At 33.9% G+C, this 18,158-nt stretch carries 22 protein-coding genes; 5 read left to right on the top strand and 17 right to left on the bottom strand.

What is annotated here, in order from left to right:
• From HGPG_RS01070 to HGPG_RS01055, 4 genes are all read right to left on the bottom strand, one after another.
• The coding region (locus tag HGPG_RS01070) for a TRM11 family SAM-dependent methyltransferase (RefSeq protein WP_019124197.1) at positions 1-744 on the bottom strand (744 nt) is incomplete at its 3' end.
• Between the two features lie 61 nt (positions 745-805).
• Positions 806-2,137: a type II restriction enzyme gene (locus HGPG_RS01065; protein ID WP_019124196.1), complete on the bottom strand. Its 1,332-nt coding sequence runs from the start codon at positions 2,135-2,137 to the stop codon at positions 806-808.
• On the bottom strand, positions 2,115-2,966 hold the full coding sequence (locus tag HGPG_RS01060; protein WP_019124195.1) for a DNA adenine methylase: 852 nt from the start codon (positions 2,964-2,966) through the stop codon (positions 2,115-2,117). The genes HGPG_RS01065 and HGPG_RS01060 overlap by 23 nt, the downstream gene beginning before the upstream one ends.
• Before the next feature lie 144 nt (positions 2,967-3,110).
• Positions 3,111-3,632: a DUF3783 domain-containing protein gene (locus HGPG_RS01055; RefSeq protein WP_019124194.1), complete on the bottom strand. Its 522-nt coding sequence runs from the start codon at positions 3,630-3,632 to the stop codon at positions 3,111-3,113.
• 70 nt (positions 3,633-3,702) lie between these two features.
• Between HGPG_RS01055 and HGPG_RS01050 the strand changes: the two genes are divergently transcribed.
• The 3 genes from HGPG_RS01050 to HGPG_RS01040 all read left to right on the top strand — a co-directional run bounded on the left by HGPG_RS01050 (position 3,703) and on the right by HGPG_RS01040 (position 5,101).
• Positions 3,703-4,080 (top strand): dehydratase, encoded by a 378-nt coding sequence (locus HGPG_RS01050; protein ID WP_019124193.1) that lies wholly within the window; start codon positions 3,703-3,705, stop codon positions 4,078-4,080.
• A 118-nt stretch (positions 4,081-4,198) separates the two neighbouring features.
• Positions 4,199-4,639 carry a LytTR family DNA-binding domain-containing protein gene (locus HGPG_RS01045; RefSeq protein WP_019124192.1) on the top strand — a complete coding sequence of 147 codons (441 nt, stop codon included), beginning with the start codon at positions 4,199-4,201 and terminating at the stop codon, positions 4,637-4,639.
• Between the two features lie 9 nt (positions 4,640-4,648).
• On the top strand, positions 4,649-5,101 hold the full coding sequence (locus HGPG_RS01040; protein ID WP_019124191.1) for a DUF3021 domain-containing protein: 453 nt from the start codon (positions 4,649-4,651) through the stop codon (positions 5,099-5,101).
• Between the two features lie 49 nt (positions 5,102-5,150).
• Here HGPG_RS01040 and gloA read toward each other — a convergent pair whose 3' ends face one another.
• The 12 genes from gloA to HGPG_RS00980 all read right to left on the bottom strand — a co-directional run bounded on the left by gloA (position 5,151) and on the right by HGPG_RS00980 (position 15,902).
• Positions 5,151-5,525, bottom strand: coding sequence for a lactoylglutathione lyase (gene gloA, locus HGPG_RS01035; RefSeq protein WP_019124190.1), 375 nt, complete (start codon positions 5,523-5,525; stop codon positions 5,151-5,153).
• A 100-nt stretch (positions 5,526-5,625) separates the two neighbouring features.
• Positions 5,626-6,309, bottom strand: a complete 684-nt coding sequence (locus tag HGPG_RS01030; RefSeq protein WP_019124189.1) for a V-type ATP synthase subunit D — start codon at positions 6,307-6,309, stop codon at positions 5,626-5,628.
• Positions 6,309-7,724, bottom strand: coding sequence for a V-type ATP synthase subunit B (locus tag HGPG_RS01025; protein WP_019124188.1), 1,416 nt, complete (start codon positions 7,722-7,724; stop codon positions 6,309-6,311). Before HGPG_RS01025 ends, HGPG_RS01030 begins: the two co-directional genes overlap by 1 nt.
• On the bottom strand, positions 7,717-9,486 hold the full coding sequence (locus tag HGPG_RS01020) for a V-type ATP synthase subunit A (protein WP_019124187.1): 1,770 nt from the start codon (positions 9,484-9,486) through the stop codon (positions 7,717-7,719). Before HGPG_RS01020 ends, HGPG_RS01025 begins: the two co-directional genes overlap by 8 nt.
• Positions 9,487-9,513: 27 nt before the next feature.
• Complete coding sequence (locus HGPG_RS01015) at positions 9,514-9,828, bottom strand: V-type ATP synthase subunit F (protein ID WP_019107528.1); 315 nt, start codon at positions 9,826-9,828, stop codon at positions 9,514-9,516.
• Complete coding sequence (locus HGPG_RS01010) at positions 9,821-10,813, bottom strand: V-type ATP synthase subunit C (RefSeq protein ID WP_019124186.1); 993 nt, start codon at positions 10,811-10,813, stop codon at positions 9,821-9,823. The genes HGPG_RS01015 and HGPG_RS01010 overlap by 8 nt, the downstream gene beginning before the upstream one ends.
• A gap of 17 nt (positions 10,814-10,830) precedes the next feature.
• A complete protein-coding gene (locus HGPG_RS01005; RefSeq protein ID WP_019124185.1) occupies positions 10,831-11,379 on the bottom strand; it encodes a V-type ATP synthase subunit E in 549 nt (182 codons plus the stop codon).
• Between the two features lie 8 nt (positions 11,380-11,387).
• Positions 11,388-11,858, bottom strand: a complete 471-nt coding sequence (locus tag HGPG_RS01000) for a V-type ATP synthase subunit K (RefSeq protein WP_019124184.1) — start codon at positions 11,856-11,858, stop codon at positions 11,388-11,390.
• Between the two features lie 10 nt (positions 11,859-11,868).
• Complete coding sequence (locus HGPG_RS00995; RefSeq protein ID WP_019124183.1) at positions 11,869-13,815, bottom strand: V-type ATP synthase subunit I; 1,947 nt, start codon at positions 13,813-13,815, stop codon at positions 11,869-11,871.
• Positions 13,802-14,125 carry a late embryogenesis abundant protein gene (locus tag HGPG_RS00990; RefSeq protein ID WP_019124182.1) on the bottom strand — a complete coding sequence of 108 codons (324 nt, stop codon included), beginning with the start codon at positions 14,123-14,125 and terminating at the stop codon, positions 13,802-13,804. Before HGPG_RS00990 ends, HGPG_RS00995 begins: the two co-directional genes overlap by 14 nt.
• A 281-nt stretch (positions 14,126-14,406) precedes the next feature.
• Positions 14,407-14,958 carry an ECF transporter S component gene (locus HGPG_RS00985; RefSeq protein WP_019124181.1) on the bottom strand — a complete coding sequence of 184 codons (552 nt, stop codon included), beginning with the start codon at positions 14,956-14,958 and terminating at the stop codon, positions 14,407-14,409.
• Positions 14,955-15,902 (bottom strand): nucleoside hydrolase, encoded by a 948-nt coding sequence (locus tag HGPG_RS00980; RefSeq protein WP_019124180.1) that lies wholly within the window; start codon positions 15,900-15,902, stop codon positions 14,955-14,957. The genes HGPG_RS00985 and HGPG_RS00980 overlap by 4 nt, the downstream gene beginning before the upstream one ends.
• 176 nt (positions 15,903-16,078) lie before the next feature.
• On the opposite strand from HGPG_RS00980, the gene HGPG_RS00975 reads away from it, so the two are divergent.
• Both HGPG_RS00975 and HGPG_RS00970 read left to right on the top strand, forming a co-directional pair.
• Positions 16,079-16,666, top strand: coding sequence for a TlpA family protein disulfide reductase (locus HGPG_RS00975; protein WP_019124179.1), 588 nt, complete (start codon positions 16,079-16,081; stop codon positions 16,664-16,666).
• A 271-nt stretch (positions 16,667-16,937) separates the two neighbouring features.
• Positions 16,938-17,477: a glutathione peroxidase gene (locus HGPG_RS00970; RefSeq protein ID WP_019124178.1), complete on the top strand. Its 540-nt coding sequence runs from the start codon at positions 16,938-16,940 to the stop codon at positions 17,475-17,477.
• A 40-nt stretch (positions 17,478-17,517) separates the two neighbouring features.
• Here HGPG_RS00970 and HGPG_RS00965 read toward each other — a convergent pair whose 3' ends face one another.
• Positions 17,518-17,982 carry a YbaK/EbsC family protein gene (locus HGPG_RS00965; protein WP_019124177.1) on the bottom strand — a complete coding sequence of 155 codons (465 nt, stop codon included), beginning with the start codon at positions 17,980-17,982 and terminating at the stop codon, positions 17,518-17,520.
• Positions 17,983-18,158 lie beyond the last annotated feature (176 nt).

The following is an 18,158-nucleotide window of genomic DNA, read 5'->3' as shown; positions in this document are numbered from 1 at the left end:
TTTTCTAAAAATAAATAAATGCTCATGGGCTATAAGTAGGAAATTGTACTTGATACTATTTGTCTTCCAAAATCCTGTAGCTTTGCAATTGTGCTGTTCTTTAATTATCATTTCCTTTAGCTTAAATCCAGCATTTTCAAAAACTTGCATTACGTAAAAAGACAAAGGAATCATGTGACCATTTTTTCGAGTGTCACCCATTAAGACTGCACAAAATTTATCTTTTTTTAAAACTCTATAACTTTCAGATGCAACTTTTTTCATCTCCTCTAAAAATTCATTTGTTTTTAAATGAGATAAGTCTTCCTCAATATTCTCACTATACTCGATTATGTTAGCATAGGGCGGATGAGTGCAAATTAAATCAATACTGTTATCAGGTATAAAATCTAAATTCCTTGCATCTCCCTTTCGCAAAAAAACTTTGCCATCTGCTCCTTCATGATGGAAATCAATTTTTTCTTTACAGCGATTAAGGGCAACATCGTTAACATCTATTCCTATTATGTCTCTATTTAATAATTTCGCTTCAACAAGAGTTGTGCCGCCACCTGCAAATTGGTCTAAAATCAAATCTTTTTCCTTTGAATATCTTAAAATTATATTCCTAGGTATGTAGGGTGACCAATTACCTCTCCACTTTGCATCATGAGTGGCCCAATCTCCTCTTTCTGGAAAGGACCAATGAGTTGTCATTTCAAGTTCAAAGTTTTCAGGCTCCCATTTTGTTATTTTATTTGTCATAACTTAAATACCTCATCAATAATATATTTAAGAGCTCTTTTAATAAATTTAAAAGGTTAAACTATTCTTCTATAATATTTGGAAGTTTAAAAATCCATTTTAACCAAGAACTTACAGAACCTGCTCGTCTACTTATTTGACCTTCATCACATACATTGTACTTTCTCATTAAATACTCTATATCATTTTTCTTTGGTAACTTACCAGTAGAGTGAGTTTCAAAAAATAATTCATTAAAAATTTTGTGTTTTAATATTAATTTAACAAGTTCTAACTGTCTAGGTTTATAATTCATTTTAGCTATTTCTAAACCTTTTTTTGTCAATCTTATCTTTCTAACTTTATTCCACTGGCTAGTTTCTTCATCGAATTCTTCACCATCATATTTTTCAAAAATACCTAAGTACTTGCCAGCATTAAAATAATATCCTGACTGTCTTATATCAAACTGCATAATATCAGCAATTTTACCTGAAGACATATCTTCTCCCTTTAAACAATCAATTAATGAAATAATTCTTTCAAAACTATCTGCTTGAACAAAAGGAGTCTTGTAAACCTCCATGTTATCATCTATCGTGACTTTTGTATCCTTGTATACTTTAAAAAGATCTTCGGTCGTGATTTTTGTATCTTGCAAAGTATAATTCTTCTCTTGAACTAATTCTATTGAAGAATAATTATTTAAGTCATTAAATTTATATTCTAGTAACCTAAATATTTGATTAGAATATATGGAAAAAACCAGTCTTATTGGCTTCTTTACTCTGTTTTTCCACAATCTATATGGATAATACAATTGTCTTACATGAAAGTCCGGATGAATAACATTTTTTGCTTCAATAATTACTACAGAGTTATCATTTTCTAGTCCTGCATCAATTTCACACTGTGCATTTTTAACATCAATGAATAAAGGCTTCTTTGAATTTCTATCTACTGAAAAATTAAATTCTCCAGTTCCCATTCTTCCATTAAAAGTTGCAAAATTTTCTCCATCTCTTAAAAAATCTTCGAGAATTGGGGACAGCATTAAAACATTTATTGCATTAGCCTCTGAAGTAATATTCTCAATATTAATGCTTTCTAAATCCCTAATTTCTACCTTTTGCATCTTTGTTACATCTTCAACATATTTTGGTAGATCTTCATAAAGTTTAAAATCACTTAGTATGTAAGAACTTCTTGATGTCGGTAAAATATTTATCTTTTTTGATTTTAAAATGCCAGGCAAAGATTCTGAGCTGTCCCATTTTGCCATAAGCCTTGGCTCTTTAAATTCTTTTATTTGTTCTGCTGTAATGTTGTAAAATCCATTTTCATTTACTTCTTTTTCTATATCGTATTTATTGAATAATTCTTTCCAAGCATCATTTGCACTTATCTTTGCCATAGTTTCTCACCAATACTTCGTTTATTTCTCCTCTTTTATTGCCTTTAGAATTAATTGAACGCCTAGCTTTTACCAGAGTAATTTCATAATCTTTGTAAAGTTCCAATATATATGGATGTGCGGAATTAGAAAGCATAAAATTTATCCCTCTGTCATTTAACTTATCACATTCTATTTTAAGCTCTTCTTGATCTTTTTCATTAAATCCATTTTCAGTGTATCCAGTAAAACTTGATGATGAGGATATTGGCATATAAGGTGGATCAAAATACACAAAAGCACCTTTTCGTAAATTTTTTAAAGCTTCTCTATAGTCACCTTCCATTATTTTTATGTTATTATCATTAAAATAATTAGACATAGCTAGTATTACTGGTTCATTAACAATGTTAGGATTTTTATATTTTCCATAAGGACTATTAAATTGTCCAGCTTGATTCACTCTAAAAAGCCCGTTATAGCAGGTCTTATTAAGATATATTATTCTCGCTGCTTTTTCCAAGTCACTCATGTTTTTATAATATTCAGACCTATCTAAAGCTCTTATTTCGTAATAATAATCTTCAGAATTATTTTTATCATGTTCTTTTAAAATATCCAATAGTTCTTGTGGATTATCTCTTACAATATTATAAACATTTATTAAATCTTTGTTAAAATCATTTATTATAGCTTTTTTAGGTTGTAAACTAAATAAAACTGCTCCTCCACCTACAAAAGGTTCCACATAAGTTGTGATTCTTTTAGGTAAAAGAGGATTAATTTCATTTAAAAGTTGTCTTTTGCCGCCAACCCATTTTAATATGGGAGCTAATATTATATTTTTCAATTCCTACACCTCCTTTACCATTTTGTGTTAATTACTCCATATAGCTTAACAACATTATATTCTAAAAAAATTCTTATTACAAATTTTTGATTTCATAAAATAAAATAAACCGATGCAATATTTTGCACCGATTTTATTTTTCTCTTACTTAATATCTAATTTTTCTCTCAAATCTTTTATGGCTGAGTCAAGTTTTTCCTCGTCCAGTTCCTTATTTTTATTTTCTATTGCTCTTTCTACTAGGTCCATGAGTTCCTCGTCCTTGTCATCTTCAAGTCTATCTAAGGCAATTTTTACCAGCCCGCCAAGTTCTCTAAATTTTGTGACAACTCTGTGCTCATCGGCAATATGACCCATTAAAAAGGCAAAGGTCCAGTCTGAATTGGTCTCTGTGAGGACGCATTTGTGATCCACCATTACTCCCTCTTTTTTTAGGGCAATTAAAAAGTCTTGCAAAATGTTTCTGTCAAAGTCAGAAAACACCATTAGTTTATTTTTATCTTCAACAATATCATTTTCTGTCAGATCTAAGTCAAAGAGGTCGCCGACTTTTTTGTCTAAATTATTTTTTGCGATTTTATTTATTTCAATGCCAAATTCTCTTGCCACATTTTCTGTGATTCTTGTCTTTTCTTCTTCTAATCCGTATAATAAAATTTTTTTCACATTAACACCTCTCTTTTATTTTACCCAAATTTATTTTATTTATTGGGTATATTATGAATGAGGTGTTTTTATGAGATTAAATAAGGGTGACGAAGTTATTTACGAAAGAGTTTTTACTGAAAAAGATTTGAGAGACTACGCAGCGAATGCAAACTTCTGGGGCAAGCACCACGAAAGTCCCAACGATAAGGGCGAGTACCTCTTGCAGGGTCTACTTACTGCAAGTCTTACTAATAAAATTGGCGGCGACTACGATATTTTGATGTATCGCATGGAGTTTGATTTTATAAAAAAGGCTTACACTGGAAGAAAAATAAGATGCCTAAACCTAGTTGAAAACCTGGAAAATAAGCGTGGCAAAAATTTTATCGACATAGTTTCTGATGTCTATGACGAAAATGGCGACCATCTCCTTCACGGATTTTTAAGGGGAATTTTATTAGATTAAGTGTGGGAAACATCCTGCACTTTTTCTTTTGCCACTTAGGTAAAATTTTCAACCACTTAGAGAAGTTTTATTTACTTTTTATTTTCAAGGTTTATATTATAAGTAAAGGAGGTCAGAAATGGATTTTGAAATTAAGATTGATGAAAATTATAAGGTGCCCAAGGCTTTTGTCTACACTGATAAGGTTACAGAAGAAGTTTTAAGGCTGAAGTCCTTTGTGCTAGAAAATTCTGAAAATTTGTTAATCGGTTTTCTTGATGAGAAGATAAAAATTTTAAAGCCTGCAAAAATTTACAGGATTTATACAGAGGATTCCAGGGTCTTCGCCGAATCTCTTGAGGAAAAATATTTGGTCAAGAAGAGAATTTATCAGCTGGAAAAAATGTTGAAGGCGAAAAATTTTGTTAGGATTTCAAACTCTGAACTCATCAACCTAAACTTAGTTGATAGCTTCGACTTGTCCTACTCCGGAACTATTTCTGTCACTATGAAAAATAAGTCCAAGACCTTCGTATCTCGAAGATATGTGAAAAAAATTAAAACTACTCTAGGTATATGAGGTGATTTTATGAAAAAAATTATTAGTCGAATGGTAAATGGTCTCTTGATTTGTGAATTTGTTTTGCTGGTCATTTCCCTAATTATGTCCTATATTTTTGCTGATGGAGATTTTTCTCTTGCAAACCCAAGCTTAATAGAAAGTTCTAAGTCAGTCTTTGCGGCAAACTTCTTGTCCATTTGTCTTAGCGGACTTCTTGGCATGGTCTTTGGCTTTGCCTCTGTAGTTTGGGAAGAAGAAAAACTTTCAATACTTGCAAGAACCATCATTCACTTTCTCTTAACTGCATCCACCATGGTTTTTGTGGGCTACAAGCTCTATTGGTTTCAAAAGTCTTCTTTGTCCCTTGCCATCTTCCTTGGCATTTATCTTTTAATCTATCTTGTAATTTGGTTTGTTGAATACACACTTGCCAAAAGGGACATAGCAAGATTAAATGAAAAATTAAAAAATAATATGTAAAAAATGCCAGCTTATGAAATAATTTCACAAGCTGGTGTTTTTTTCATGTTTATTTTTCTCCTATTACTTCGATTTTATATCCATCTGGGTCTTTAACAAAGAAGTAGGAATCTGATTTGTCAGATAGGGCCTTTAGTTCTGTCACGTCACAGCCCTTATTTTTTAATTCTTCCCTAAAGGCTTTTATGTCCTTGTGAGAAATGGCAATGTGACCGTAGCCGTCGCCAATTGTGTAGTCCCTTCCGTCATAATTATATGTCAATTCAAGTTCATAGGGTGAGTCTTCTAGTTTTAAATATAGTAGCGTAAATTCATCTTCTGGAAAATCCTTGCGCCTTGATTCAACAAAACCCAAGGCTTCTTTATAAAACTTTTCAGATTTTTCCAAGTCCTTTACTCTAATCATTGTGTGTAAAAATTTCATAACATCCCTCCAATTTATTTATACCAATAATTTAGCTTGGTACACGTTTTATTTTTTACAAATTATATAAAAAAGCCAGAGAAGATTCTCCGGCTTAATTTTATGCAAGTTCTTCATTTACTTTTTCTAATTTTTCTTCCTTCATCTCGTCCTTTGAGATGATGTCCTTAACCTTCATCAGCCTTGTTATATTTGCCCTTTCACTTTCGTCAAGCTTTGAGCGAATATATTTTATTGTTTCTTCTAGGTCTGGAATTGTCTTGTACTCAAGGGCATTTACTCTCCTTCTCGTCTTTTCGATTTCATTGGCAAGAAGTTGGGCTGCCTTTTCCTTTTGCGTTAGAGTCAAAAGCTCTTCCATGACTTCTGTAAGATCGTCTATAGCATAGTCAAGGTCTGATGTTGTCTGTGCATATCCGTAAGGGTAGCGAGATGCATCTTCAGATGTCTTTTTTGTTATAAATTCCATCTCTGGCACATCAACAGACATTACATTTTTCTTTTTGATTTTAACAAGAGTCTGCATAGTAGGCAGTGAAATTGCCTCTTCAAGCATTTCTGGACTCATAGCAGCTGATGCCATGAGAAAGGCTTTAAAGGAATTTTGAAGTTTTTCTTCTACTTCAAGTCTAAGCTTTTTATTTTCCTTTATGAGGGTTATAAACTGTCTCATAAGTTCGTCTTGCTTGTCCTTTAAAAGTTTGTGACCTCTAGCAGCATTGTCTAATTTGTCTTTTAGGATGGACAAATTCATTCTTGTGGGATTTACTTTAAGTCTTGTCATTATAATCCCTCATTTTCTAAATTTTCAGAATCTTTAGAATCTTTCTCCTTATCGCCCAAATATTTTGAAATTAATTTGTCGTCAATTCTCTTTAGTTCTGTTCTAGGTATTATAGATAAAAGTTCCCAACCTAAGTTAAGTGTCTCTTCTATTGGTCTATTAGTTTCAAAACCTTGAGATACATATCTCTTTTCAAACATATCAGCAAATCTTGCAAAGGCCTTGTCTGTATCTGATAGGGCTGTTTCGCCAAGGATGGCAGAAAGTTCCTTTGCTTCCTTACCTGCGGTGTAGGCTGCGTAAATTTGGTTCATTGTATCAGCATGGTCTTCACGAGTTTTGCCCTCGCCAATTCCCTTATCCTTAAGTCTTGAAAGTGATGGGATGGCGTTAATTGGTGGCTCAAGTCCTTGCTTATATAAATCTGTTGAAAGAATTATTTGTCCTTCAGTGATATAGCCTGTAAGGTCAGGGATTGGGTGAGTGATGTCTCCTTCTGGCATTGTCAAAATTGGAATTTGTGTAATGGATCCTTCTCTACCCTTAATTCTTCCTGCTCTTTCATAAATACCTGCAAGGTCTGTGTATAGGTAACCTGGGTAACCACGCCTACCTGGTACTTCCTTTCTTGCTGCAGATACTTCTCTTAGGGCTTCTGCATAGTTTGTCATATCTGTTAAAATTACAAGAACGTGCTTTCCAAGTTCAAAGGCTAAATATTCTGCTGCAGTAAGTGCCATCTTTGGTGTTGCAAGTCTTTCAATGGCTGGGTCATTGGCAAGGTTCATAAATAATACCGCCCTGTCAATGGCTCCTGTCTTTGTGAAGTCGTCAATAAAGTATTGAGCTTCTTCAAAGGTAATACCCATGGCTGCAAATACTACGGCAAAGTCTCCACCTGAAAGTACAGTAGCCTGTCTTGCAATTTGTGCTGCAAGTTCGTTGTGTGGAAGTCCTGCTTCAGAAAATATTGGAAGTTTTTGTCCCCTAACAAGAGTGTTAAGCCCATCAATTACAGATACCCCTGTTTGAATAAATTCTGATGGGTAGTCTCTTGAAACTGGGTTTATGGCAGTTCCGTTAATATCTATTTTTTCTTCAGGAATAATCTTTGGACCATCGTCAATTGGTTCACCAAGTCCGTCAAAGACTCTACCAATCATGTCTGGTGAAACGCCAAGTTCAAGTGGCTTTCCTAAAAATCTTACGCTTGTGTCCATTAAGTTAATTCCACTGGAACCTTCAAAAATTTGAACCATGGCCTTGTCGCCTTCAATTTCAATAACACGACCACGCCTCTTTTCGCCGGTTTGAAGTTCGATGTCCACAAGTTCTTCGTAGGCTGCACCTTCTACTCCTTCAACAGTCATAAGAGGTCCAACGACTTCTGTTACTGATTTATATTCTTTAAGCATCTACATCACCGACCTCTTCTAATTCTTTAAGTTCACTGTCAATTTTATCTTTTATTGCGTCGATTTTTCCCAAGTCATCATTAGGAAGGTACTTCATTCTGGCAATATTTTCTTTTACATCTAGTTTTTCAATTTCACTAAAGTAGACTCCCTTTTCTAGTGCTTCTTGACATTTGTCATAGAAGTAAAGGATTGTGTCAAGCATCTTAAATTGTTTTTCAAGTGGACAGAAAGTATCAACATCGTGGAAGGCATTTTGTTGCAAAAAGTCTTCACGAATTGACTTAGTAGTGTCAAGTTTAACTTGGTCTTCGTCAGATAGTGTATCACGACCTACAAGTCTTACAACTTCAAGTAGTGAAGTTTCTTCTTGTAGAAGGGCCATGGATCTCTTTCTAAGTTTTGAAAATCTTCTGTCTACATTTTCATCTAAATAAGCGTCGATTTTTGCTTGATATAGTGAATAGGAATCGATCCAGTTAATAGCTGGGAAGTGTCTTTGGTAAGACAAATCGTAGTCTAGTTTCCAGAATATTTTTACGATTCTAAGTGTATTTTGTGTAACTGGTTCAGAAATATCTCCACCTGGAGGAGAAACTGCACCTATAACTGAAAGTGCCCCTTCTCTTTCTTCAGAGCCATTTACAAGAACACGACCAGCTCTTTCATAAAATTCTGCAATTCTTGAGCCAAGATAAGCTGGGTAACCTTCGTCACCAGGCATTTCTTCAAGACGACCAGACATTTCACGAAGGGCTTCTGCCCAACGAGATGTAGAGTCTGCCATCATGGCAACTGAATAACCCATATCTCTAAAGTATTCTGAAATTGTTATTCCTGTATAAATTGATGCTTCACGAGCTGCTACTGGCATATTAGAAGTGTTGGCAATTAGAACTGTCCTCTTCATAATTGACTGACCAGTTGTAGGGTCCATTAGCTCTGGAAATTCCATAAGTACATCAGTCATTTCGTTTCCACGCTCTCCGCAACCTACATAGACAACTATTTGTGCATCTGCCCATTTTGCAAGTTGATGTTGTACAACTGTCTTTCCTGAACCAAAAGGTCCTGGTATGGCAGCAGTACCACCCTTAGTAATTGGGAAAAATGTATCGATTACCCTTTGTCCAGTAACTAGAGGTTCCCTTGGATCAACTTTTTTCTTGTAAGGTCTTCCCTTTCTTACTGGCCATTTTTGTATCATTGTAAGATTTTCCTCGCCCTTTTCTGTTTCTATAACTGCAATAGTTTCTTCAACAGTAAAGGAACCTTCCTTGATGTCTTTAATCTTACCCTTAATTCCATTGGGAACCATGATTTTGTGAGTTACAACTGCTGTTTCTTCTACTGTGCCAAGTATATCTCCTGCTTCAACAGAATCACCAACCTTTGCAACTTTTTTAAATTCCCATTTCTTTTCTCTATTTAAAGGATTTACTGTAACTCCTCTTTTTAAAAAGTCTCCGGCTTCATCTCTAAGTCCAACAAGAGGTCTTTGAATACCGTCAAACATTTGCTCGATCATTCCAGGTCCAAGCTCAACGGAAAGTGGTGCTCCTGTTGTATAAACTTCATCTCCAGGGCCAATACCTGTAGTTTCTTCGTAAACTTGAATGGAAGCCTTGTCGCCTCTCATTTCAATAACTTCACCAATTAGTTTATCTTTAGAAACTTCTACTACGTCATAGACATTGGCATCTTCCATGCCAGATGCTACAACTAGTGGTCCGGATACTTTAATTATCTTTCCTGATTTCAATAAAGCTCCTCCTTTATAAAAAGGTGATTAATCACCTAATATATTTGCTCCAACTGCCTTTTCAACATTTTTGTTCAAATTCTTCATACCAATACCAAGAGTTCCCTTGTTTGAAGGAATTACTATAATTGCTGGCAATAATTTGTCATTATATCTCTCTATAGTATTTGGTATTTTTGCAGCAAGTTCTTCTGTAATATAAATTACGCCATAATCTTTTTTGGCAAGAGCATCAACCTTTGCCCTTGCATCCTTTTCTTCGTAGCTGACGAAGACATCTATCCCAATTGCCTTAAAGGATAGAACCGAGTCCTTGTCGCCAATAACTGCAATTTTATACATAAGTATCACGCAACTTTTCTCTAATAAATTCACTGTCAAGTCCATTTAGTTTGGAAACCAAAATAATTCTAAGATTTTTAATTTCCATTTCCTTTGCCAAGACATTGGCAAAAATAACTTCTGGACCATAGGTGATGTACTTTACATCCTTTATTAAGTCTATAAAGTAATTGTCCATCTCTCTTTCAAAGTCTGAAAGATTTCCCCTTTCCTTAAAGGAATCAAGTGCCTCTTTAATATACTTGTAAATCTCAAGTTTTTTGAAGACATCTGTATCTGAACTTAGCTCTCTATTTAATAAATCCAAATAAGTTTCTTTTCTGACATTGCCACCTTCAATGATTATTTGTCTTAAAAATTCCACATCTTTTTCTTGCTTTTTAGCCCTTAGAAGTGTCCTAATATTTGTAAAATCAATTAAATTCTTTGCGTATTCTATAAATAAGTCCACTTGAGACTCTTCTGCAAGTTCAAGAAGTTCAGTGAAGTAGGCATTGTCGAGATAAATATCAATTAGTTGTGGATCTTTCTTTTCTTCGTAAATCTCCTCAACCCTTTGAATAAGTTCAAAATACTTATTTTTCTTGCTTCCTTTTACAAGGGCATCTCTATATTCCTTTAAGTCAAAATCTCCAATGTTCATGTAGAGATCCTTTAAGTCCTTTTTCCCAATGTCTTCTTTAATAAGAACCTTTAAATTATGGTAAAAATATTTTAAGGTAATGAGACGAATAGGGATTTTGGAAGGAGAAATATCAAAAAGTTCATCATAAAACCTTGTGAGTTCTTCTTTTAAAATATATTCATACTCTGTGGGAGAAGAGATTTTATTTATATACTTGTTGTAAACTGTATCAGATAGAGATCTAAGTGCGTCTTCCAAAGTTTCTGTCTCAGAAGCTCTTATAAAGTTTTCACTTTTTAAAAGTTCCTTTTCCATGACCCTAAGTCTTGTAGAACTTTGGATAAATTTACTTCTATCCATTTAACCACCTTTTCCTCTTAACTGAAAAGTTTTTCAGCCAAAAATTTTTCCAACTCTTCTCTTTCAGATTTTACAAGGGACCTAAAGTCGCCATTGTAAATTAAATTTCCATTGTGTAGGACAAAGCCTCTTTCTACATCAGTATCAGATACCTTAAAGCCAAGATCAGCTTTTTTTACTGCATCCCTATATTTACTTGGCACATCTAATATAGAATTTTTGTCCTCTACACCTTCAATATTATTTTTTACGAATTTTACAAAATCTTCTTCTGACAAATTTTCAAGCTCTCCTATTGCCTTTTCAAGGACCTCATCAATTACCTTGTGCTTTTCAGATAAGATGTCATCTCTTGCCTTTAGTTCAGCACTGGACTTTGCCCTTTTTAAAAGTTCTTCTCTTTCTTTTATAGAGATTTCATTAATTTTATCAGCTAAAAATTTTGCATCATCTTCTCTTTTTTCTACAACAATATGTTGTTTTTCTTCTGCTTCCTTTATAATTTCATCAGCCTTAGTCTTTGCATCCTCAATAATTTTATTTAAAATATTTTCAAGTCCTGCCATAGTATCACCTAGGCTCTAAATAGTATAAAGAATGAAATTGCAAAGGCAAGAATTGCATAAAGTTCAACCATTACTGCAAAGATAATACCCTTTGCTTGTTGTTCTTCATTTTTTGCCAAGATATTAATACCTGCAACAGAAACTTTTCCTTGTGCAACTGCAGATACAAGTCCAGCAAGACCAATTACGGCACCACTTGCCATGTACATAAATCCTGTGTTTACTGGAACATCTGGTGAAAGTCTAAATAAAATAAATAGTCCAATTACGAATCCGTAAAGACCTTGTGTACCTGGAAGTAGTTGAAGTACAAGTGACTTACCAAATTTTTCTGGCTCATCAATTACTACTCCTGCAGCAGCTTCACCTGCCATACCTACTCCCTTAGCAGAGCCTGCACCTGAAAGTGCAACTGCAAAGAAGATCCCAAGTGATCCTAAAATCAATCCACCATATTCTCCCATTAATCCATTTAACATATTAATCCTCCTAGTCTATATTAAAGTAATCTGAATTTTCTATCATTTTTTTGAAAGGTATGCCTCCACCTTCATAAAATTTATTAAACATTTCTACATAAGTAAGCCTTGCTGTATGAACATAAGCTGACAAATAAGAAAGAAAGGCATTAAATAATTGGAATACCACAAAAATTACTATTGCAAATAATTTGCCAAGTATATTTGACTCAAAAAGCATTCCTGCAATCATATTTATGGCAAGTCCCAAGAAAGAACCTGATAAAACTAGCGCCATAAGTCTTAGGTAAGATACGAAATCACCAAGATAAGATGAAATTCCATATAGGGAATAAATTCCCCAACCTATTTTTGCACCAGTGGATTTTTCTTCTCTACCACCAGTTGCCACAATGCCTATCATGCCAAGTACCATTACTACCAAGAATACTTTGCCAAAGGCTGCAACTTGTGGAAGGAATTTACTTAAGATAAATCCAATTGCTCCCAAAACTGCCATGTACCAAAATCCAACATCATAAAGGGCATCCTTTGGTTTGCCATCGCGAATATTCATATAAGCCTTGATGCCAAGGGCAAAGAATATGTGAATGCCACCAAGTATTAGTGAGAGAATTACTAAAAGTGTTGAATCCTCTGCTGGATCTATAAGTGCTGGAAGTTCGATTATTCCTCCAAAGAAGGAACCAAATACAAGTCCAAATATTATTGTGGAAATAGAAAGATAATTGAAGAATTTTATAAATCTTCTCTTCTTTTCCGTCAACTTAAACTTTTTAAGGGCAAAAAGCGTGCCCAAAAATACTAAAAGACCATAGCCAAAGTCGCCAACCATTATGCCTGCAAATATAAAATAAAAAGGCGCAAAGAAAGGCGTCGGGTCAATTTCATTGTATCTTGGCATAGAATACATTTCCGTCATAAGTTCAAAGGGACTTACAAAGGAATTATTCTTAAGTAAAATTGGCACTTTCTCAGAGTCTCTATTTGCATCTTCTGCATTTAGATAATAATTTTCGCCACAAACTTTTTTAACTTCATTTTCAAAGTCACTTAATCTGTCGCTTGGAACATAACCTTCTATGAGGTCAAGTTCAGTAGTCTTTAAAAATTTTCTCTCTGACATTATCTTAATTTTTTCATTTCGATAAAATTCATAGGAAAATTTAAAATCTTCCAAATATTTTAAATAAGTCTTTAAGTCTTCTTCTATGTTTTTATTTTTTTCATAAAGAAACTCTTTGTCTCTTTCATAGGACTCTATCTTGTCCTTGACTTTTCCATCTGCTTTGATGTTTATAGGCGTGAAACCATAGCTTGAAAATAGGGATTTTATCTTTTCATCAACAGAATTTTCCACTATCATTAGATAATAATAAAAATTCTTGTCCTTGGAGACCCTATCAAGGTAGGCAAGATCATTTTTTATAAATTCGCTTTCAAATCCCCCTGCATGGTTGGAAGAAACGGTGCCTGTGTAAATGTTTACAGAACCCATATTATTCAAACCATCTAAGGAAGATGAAAGATCTTCCCAAGGTTTCAATTCACCAATCTTTGAATCGATGTTTTGAATCTTGCTGTTGTTTTTGTCTTTAGCCTCTACTAAAGCCTTAATTTCGCCGTCGATTTTCTCAAAGGGAAATGCCAGAGCCCTAGCAGCAAGCTCTTCCAAGCTAATGTCCTCTACTCCCTCTTTCATAGCCTTAAGAGGATTTTCCTTTTCCTTAAACTGAAGTAGCAGATCAATGTCTTCCTTTGACCTTTTGATTTTGTCGTCAATTTCAATTAAATCTTCTGAAGACCTAGGTCTTGTGAAATCGTCTTCTGAAAAATCAGCATCAAAGCGAGACTCGTCAATGTGAACATAATTAAACTTTTGAAATTTATCAATTAGTTTAGCCCTGTCCCCATCAAAGATAAAGAGTTTGAATTTTTTCATATTAACTATTGCCATTATTCACAATCCTCTCTACCACTGACTTTACAATTTCAGCTTCTTTGTCTTTGGAAATATTTGAAATTTCAGCAATCTTTTTTGCCGCCTCTTCTCTTATTGGCACAACGGACTCTTCTCCTTCAGCCCTTGCCTTTTCCAAGAAAGCATCCTTTTCCGTCTTTGCCCTTTGGACAATTTTGTCATAGGATTCTTCTGCAAGAGATTTGGCATTTTTAATAATTTCCTCAGCCTTAACTTCTGCATCGTCAATAATTTTTTTTGCCTCAGCTTCAGTGTCTTTAACTCTTTTTACTGCATCATCTGACACTAAATCACCTCCAGTGTAAAATCTTTCTTAAATTAATTATATCACTTGTTAAATTATTATTTAACTAAAAACATAAGAAATTTAATTTTGCTTATGATTATTTGATACCCTAATAGATTATCTTTATTTAAAATTCGCAAAAATACCTATGATTTTTGTAGATTTTTTATCAATCGTAAACTAAAAGTTGATATCTAAGGTCCCAGTAAAAGTAAAATATACTTTTGTTAAAAAGAAAACCACTGCAAAAAGCAGTGGCTGAAAATTTTTTATTAAATTTATTAATCTATCTTTCTCAAAATGTCTTGAAAGGCATTCATGTTGTAAACTTTTGAAACAAACAAAATGGAAAGCAACTTGTCTGCATAGTCTGTAATAATTTGCACACCAAGGACAATGGCAAAATCTGAAATATCCATAATGGCGCGAAGGGCTTGCACAATATAAGATGAGCCAGCCGTTGTCACTGTGCCAAAGAGATAAGTGGCAATGAGGGCAGATGAAATTGCTGCTGGAAGGGACATGGCTGGTGTTAGATAAAGTTTTGGAAGAAATTCATTTCTTTTTAAAAATTTAAAATAACCTGCCGTAAAACCTACTATAATTTGTGTAGGCATAAAATAAAGGGCAATGGGGTCTGATATTGTATTTACTAAAGCTGTGATTACTCCTGCCAAGATACCAAATACTGGACCAAAGGCAAAGCCTGCCATAACTGTTCCAATTGAATCTAAGTAAACAGGAAGCTTAATCATCACTCCAATCCATGATCCTACCATATTCATGGCAATGCAAAGTGCGAGAAGGGTGACTTTTTTTGTAGTAATTTTCATAAAATATCACCTAAAACTTTCTCATCAACTTCAGATTTTGTAATTTCTTCTAAAAAATACTTCCAAACTTCATAGACATCTAAGTCTTCATAAAGAATTATATTTTTTTCTCTCTTCATGAAGTCCATCTCGTCTACCATGAGCATGCCTCTTGCAGGTCCATCTGTTATGCACTCTGCATTAAAAGTTCTGCTCCTCAAAAGTTCTGGCTTTCTTTCTGCAATAATAGTTAAGGGATCATTTATCACTGAACCAATAATTTTTTCGTATTCCCAGTGAAAGTCCATGTAAAAGTTTGTAATTTTTTCAACAAAATTTCCCATCTCAGGATTGAGCCTCTTCATGTAGGACAAAATACTTGGCGTCAAGACAAATTTTCTAGTGACATCAAGGGGCAGAATCTCAACTTTATTGGGAGCATTTTTTATGACATAGTCAGCAGCATCTGGGTCCACATAAAAATTAAATTCAGCAACAGGACTCATGTTGCCATGGCTCTTAAAGTTGCCACCCATTATAATTATTCTAGTGTCCTTAAAAGCGGCTCTATCTCTTTTTAAGGCTCTGGCAATATTGGTAAGTGGTCCCAGGGCAAAAATTGTCAAATGACCCTTTCTCGCCTCATTAACTAAGAAGTCTATGGCATCGCCATCACTATTTTTTTCCTTATAAGGTAGATAAGTTTCACCGAGACCATCTTCGCCATGAGTGTCCTCTGCGTTAATAAATTCCTTTGAAAGAGGAGATGTGCTTCCCATATAAATTTTAAAATCTTGATTTAAAAACTTTGAAAGTCTTAGGATATTTTTCCTTCCCTTTTCTGCGTGCACATTTCCCGAAACTAAAGAGATCCCGAGGATATCATATTCCGCTACATTATTTGCTAAGATAATGGCAATGGAATCGTCAATCCCGGGATCTGCGTCGATAATAATTTTTTTCATTTTAACCTCCATTTCTTTGGAGAACAATTAGTTTTTTATACTTGGAGTTCCCGAACAAGTGAAATCTATTATACAATAAATTTTTAAAATAGACAAGTTTAAAGGCTTGAAGTATAATGAAATAAGGCAAAATTAAATTAAGTAGGCAAAATTAAAATACAAATTGGAGTGATTACATGAAAAAACTTTTTAAGATACTAATTTTATTTACACTGGCTCTAACACTTTTTGCTTGTGGCAAGAAAAATAATCCAGCGGAAACAAATAAGGTTGATGATAATGAAAAAACTACAGCCGCTGCCATGGAATTAAGCGACATGCCCATAGATAATTTCGATTTTCAAACAATGGATATTATGGATGGCAATGTAATAAAATCAGAAGAATTTTACAAGGAAAAACCATTAACACTTGTAAATGTATGGGGAACATTTTGCGGACCATGCAAGGAAGAGATGCCTGATTTAGGAAAATTATATGAGGACTACAAGGACAAGGTAAACTTCCTTGGAGTAGTTGTAGACACTAATGTGAGCATGGACACAAATGTGGAAGAAGCCCAACAAATTATTAAAGACTCTGGCGTAAATTATAAAAATATTATGCCAAACCCAACTACTGAAGACACTTTAGTTAATATAACTGCTATGCCAACAACTTTTTTTGTGAATTCTGAAGGAAAAGTCTTAGGTGGCTTTGTTGGAAAAGCTGACAAAGATTCCCTAGCAGCAACTATTGACAAATTATTGGAAGAAAATAAATAAGAACAACTTATAAAAACTTAAAAAATCATTATAAATGACTAGTTTATAAAAATTTATTAAGTCGTAAAGATTTGCTAGCTTGCAAGATATTTACAAGTAGCAAGTCTTTACTAAGTCATATAAGTCTACAAGTTGATAAAAATTAAGAGATGGGAGACCATCTCTTTTTTTATCAACTGACTCTTAATCAGTGACCCTTATTTATCTATAAATTTTCTTGATATAGTTTCTTAAAATTGGGTAAATAACAATATATGGGAGGAATAAAAATATGATTTATGATTATAAAATAGAAAAACAAGATGGATCTTTCTTAGACTTAAAGGATTTAAAGGGTAAAGTCATCTTAATAGTAAACACTGCAACAAGGTGTGGCTTTACACCCCAATACAATGACCTACAAGACCTTTACGACAAGTACCACGATAAGGGACTTGAAATAATTGACATACCTTGCAATCAATTTAAGGAACAGGCGCCTGAAAGTGATGAAGAAATATCAAAATTCTGCCAATTGAATTTTAATATTGAATTTCCACAAATGAAGAAGGCTGAAGTTAATGGAGAAAATGAAATTGACCTTTATAAGTTTTTAAAATCTCAAAAGGGATTTGAAGGCTTTGGACATGGTCCCAAGGCACTTGCCATGGCAACACTTTTAAAGTCTAGGGATAAGGACTACAAAAACAATCCTGATATCAAATGGAACTTCACAAAATTCTTAGTTGATAGGGAAGGAAATGTAGTTGAGAGATTTGAGCCAACTGCAAAAATGGATCTTGTTGATGAAAAAATTTCAAAGTTAATTTAAAAAATCAGCTCACAAGAGCTGATTCTTTTTTTGCTTTATTTTAATTTTTACAAACATCAAGCCAAGCCTTATAGTTTGAACACTTTTCTAGTTCTTCAATTGATAGTTCTATAGCGCTATTGCTGGAACCGCAGGCAGGAAAAACTGTGTCAAATCTTTTTATGGACTGGTCGAGATATACCTCTACGCCATCCTTTACGGCAAAGGGACAAACTCCTCCCACTTCATGACCGATTAAATCTTCCACCCTATCCTTGTCAATCATCCTTGCCTTGGTGGCAAAAAATTCTTTGAACTTCTTGTTGTCAATTTTCACATCGCCAGCTGTCACCACTATTACTATCTTGTCCCTTAGCATAAAGGAAAGGCTCTTGGCAATTCTTTCTGGCTGACAATTAAGAGCTGCCGCTGCAAGTTCTACAGTTGCACTAGATGTTTCAAACTCTCTTATCCTGTCTTCAAGACCAAAATCTTTAAAATAATTTTTAACTTTTTCTATGCTCATTTCTCTCACTCCCTAAATTTTTATCATTATATCACAAAAAAATTTTTATGTTAAAAGACTGGGGACTTCTTAAAATTTTTAAAATTTTGTTAAAGTTAAACCTCTCTAAATTTTACATAAAATATAGGCTAGAGATTTTTTCCCCAAGAGAAATTATAATGCCAATAAATAAAGAG

The sequence above is a fragment of the Peptoniphilus grossensis ph5 genome (genome assembly GCF_000311825.1).
GTDB lineage: Bacteria > Bacillota > Clostridia > Tissierellales > Peptoniphilaceae > Peptoniphilus_A > Peptoniphilus_A hominis.
The sequence above is the reverse complement of the archived record's forward strand: the minus strand, read 5'-3'. Positions and strand labels throughout refer to the sequence as shown.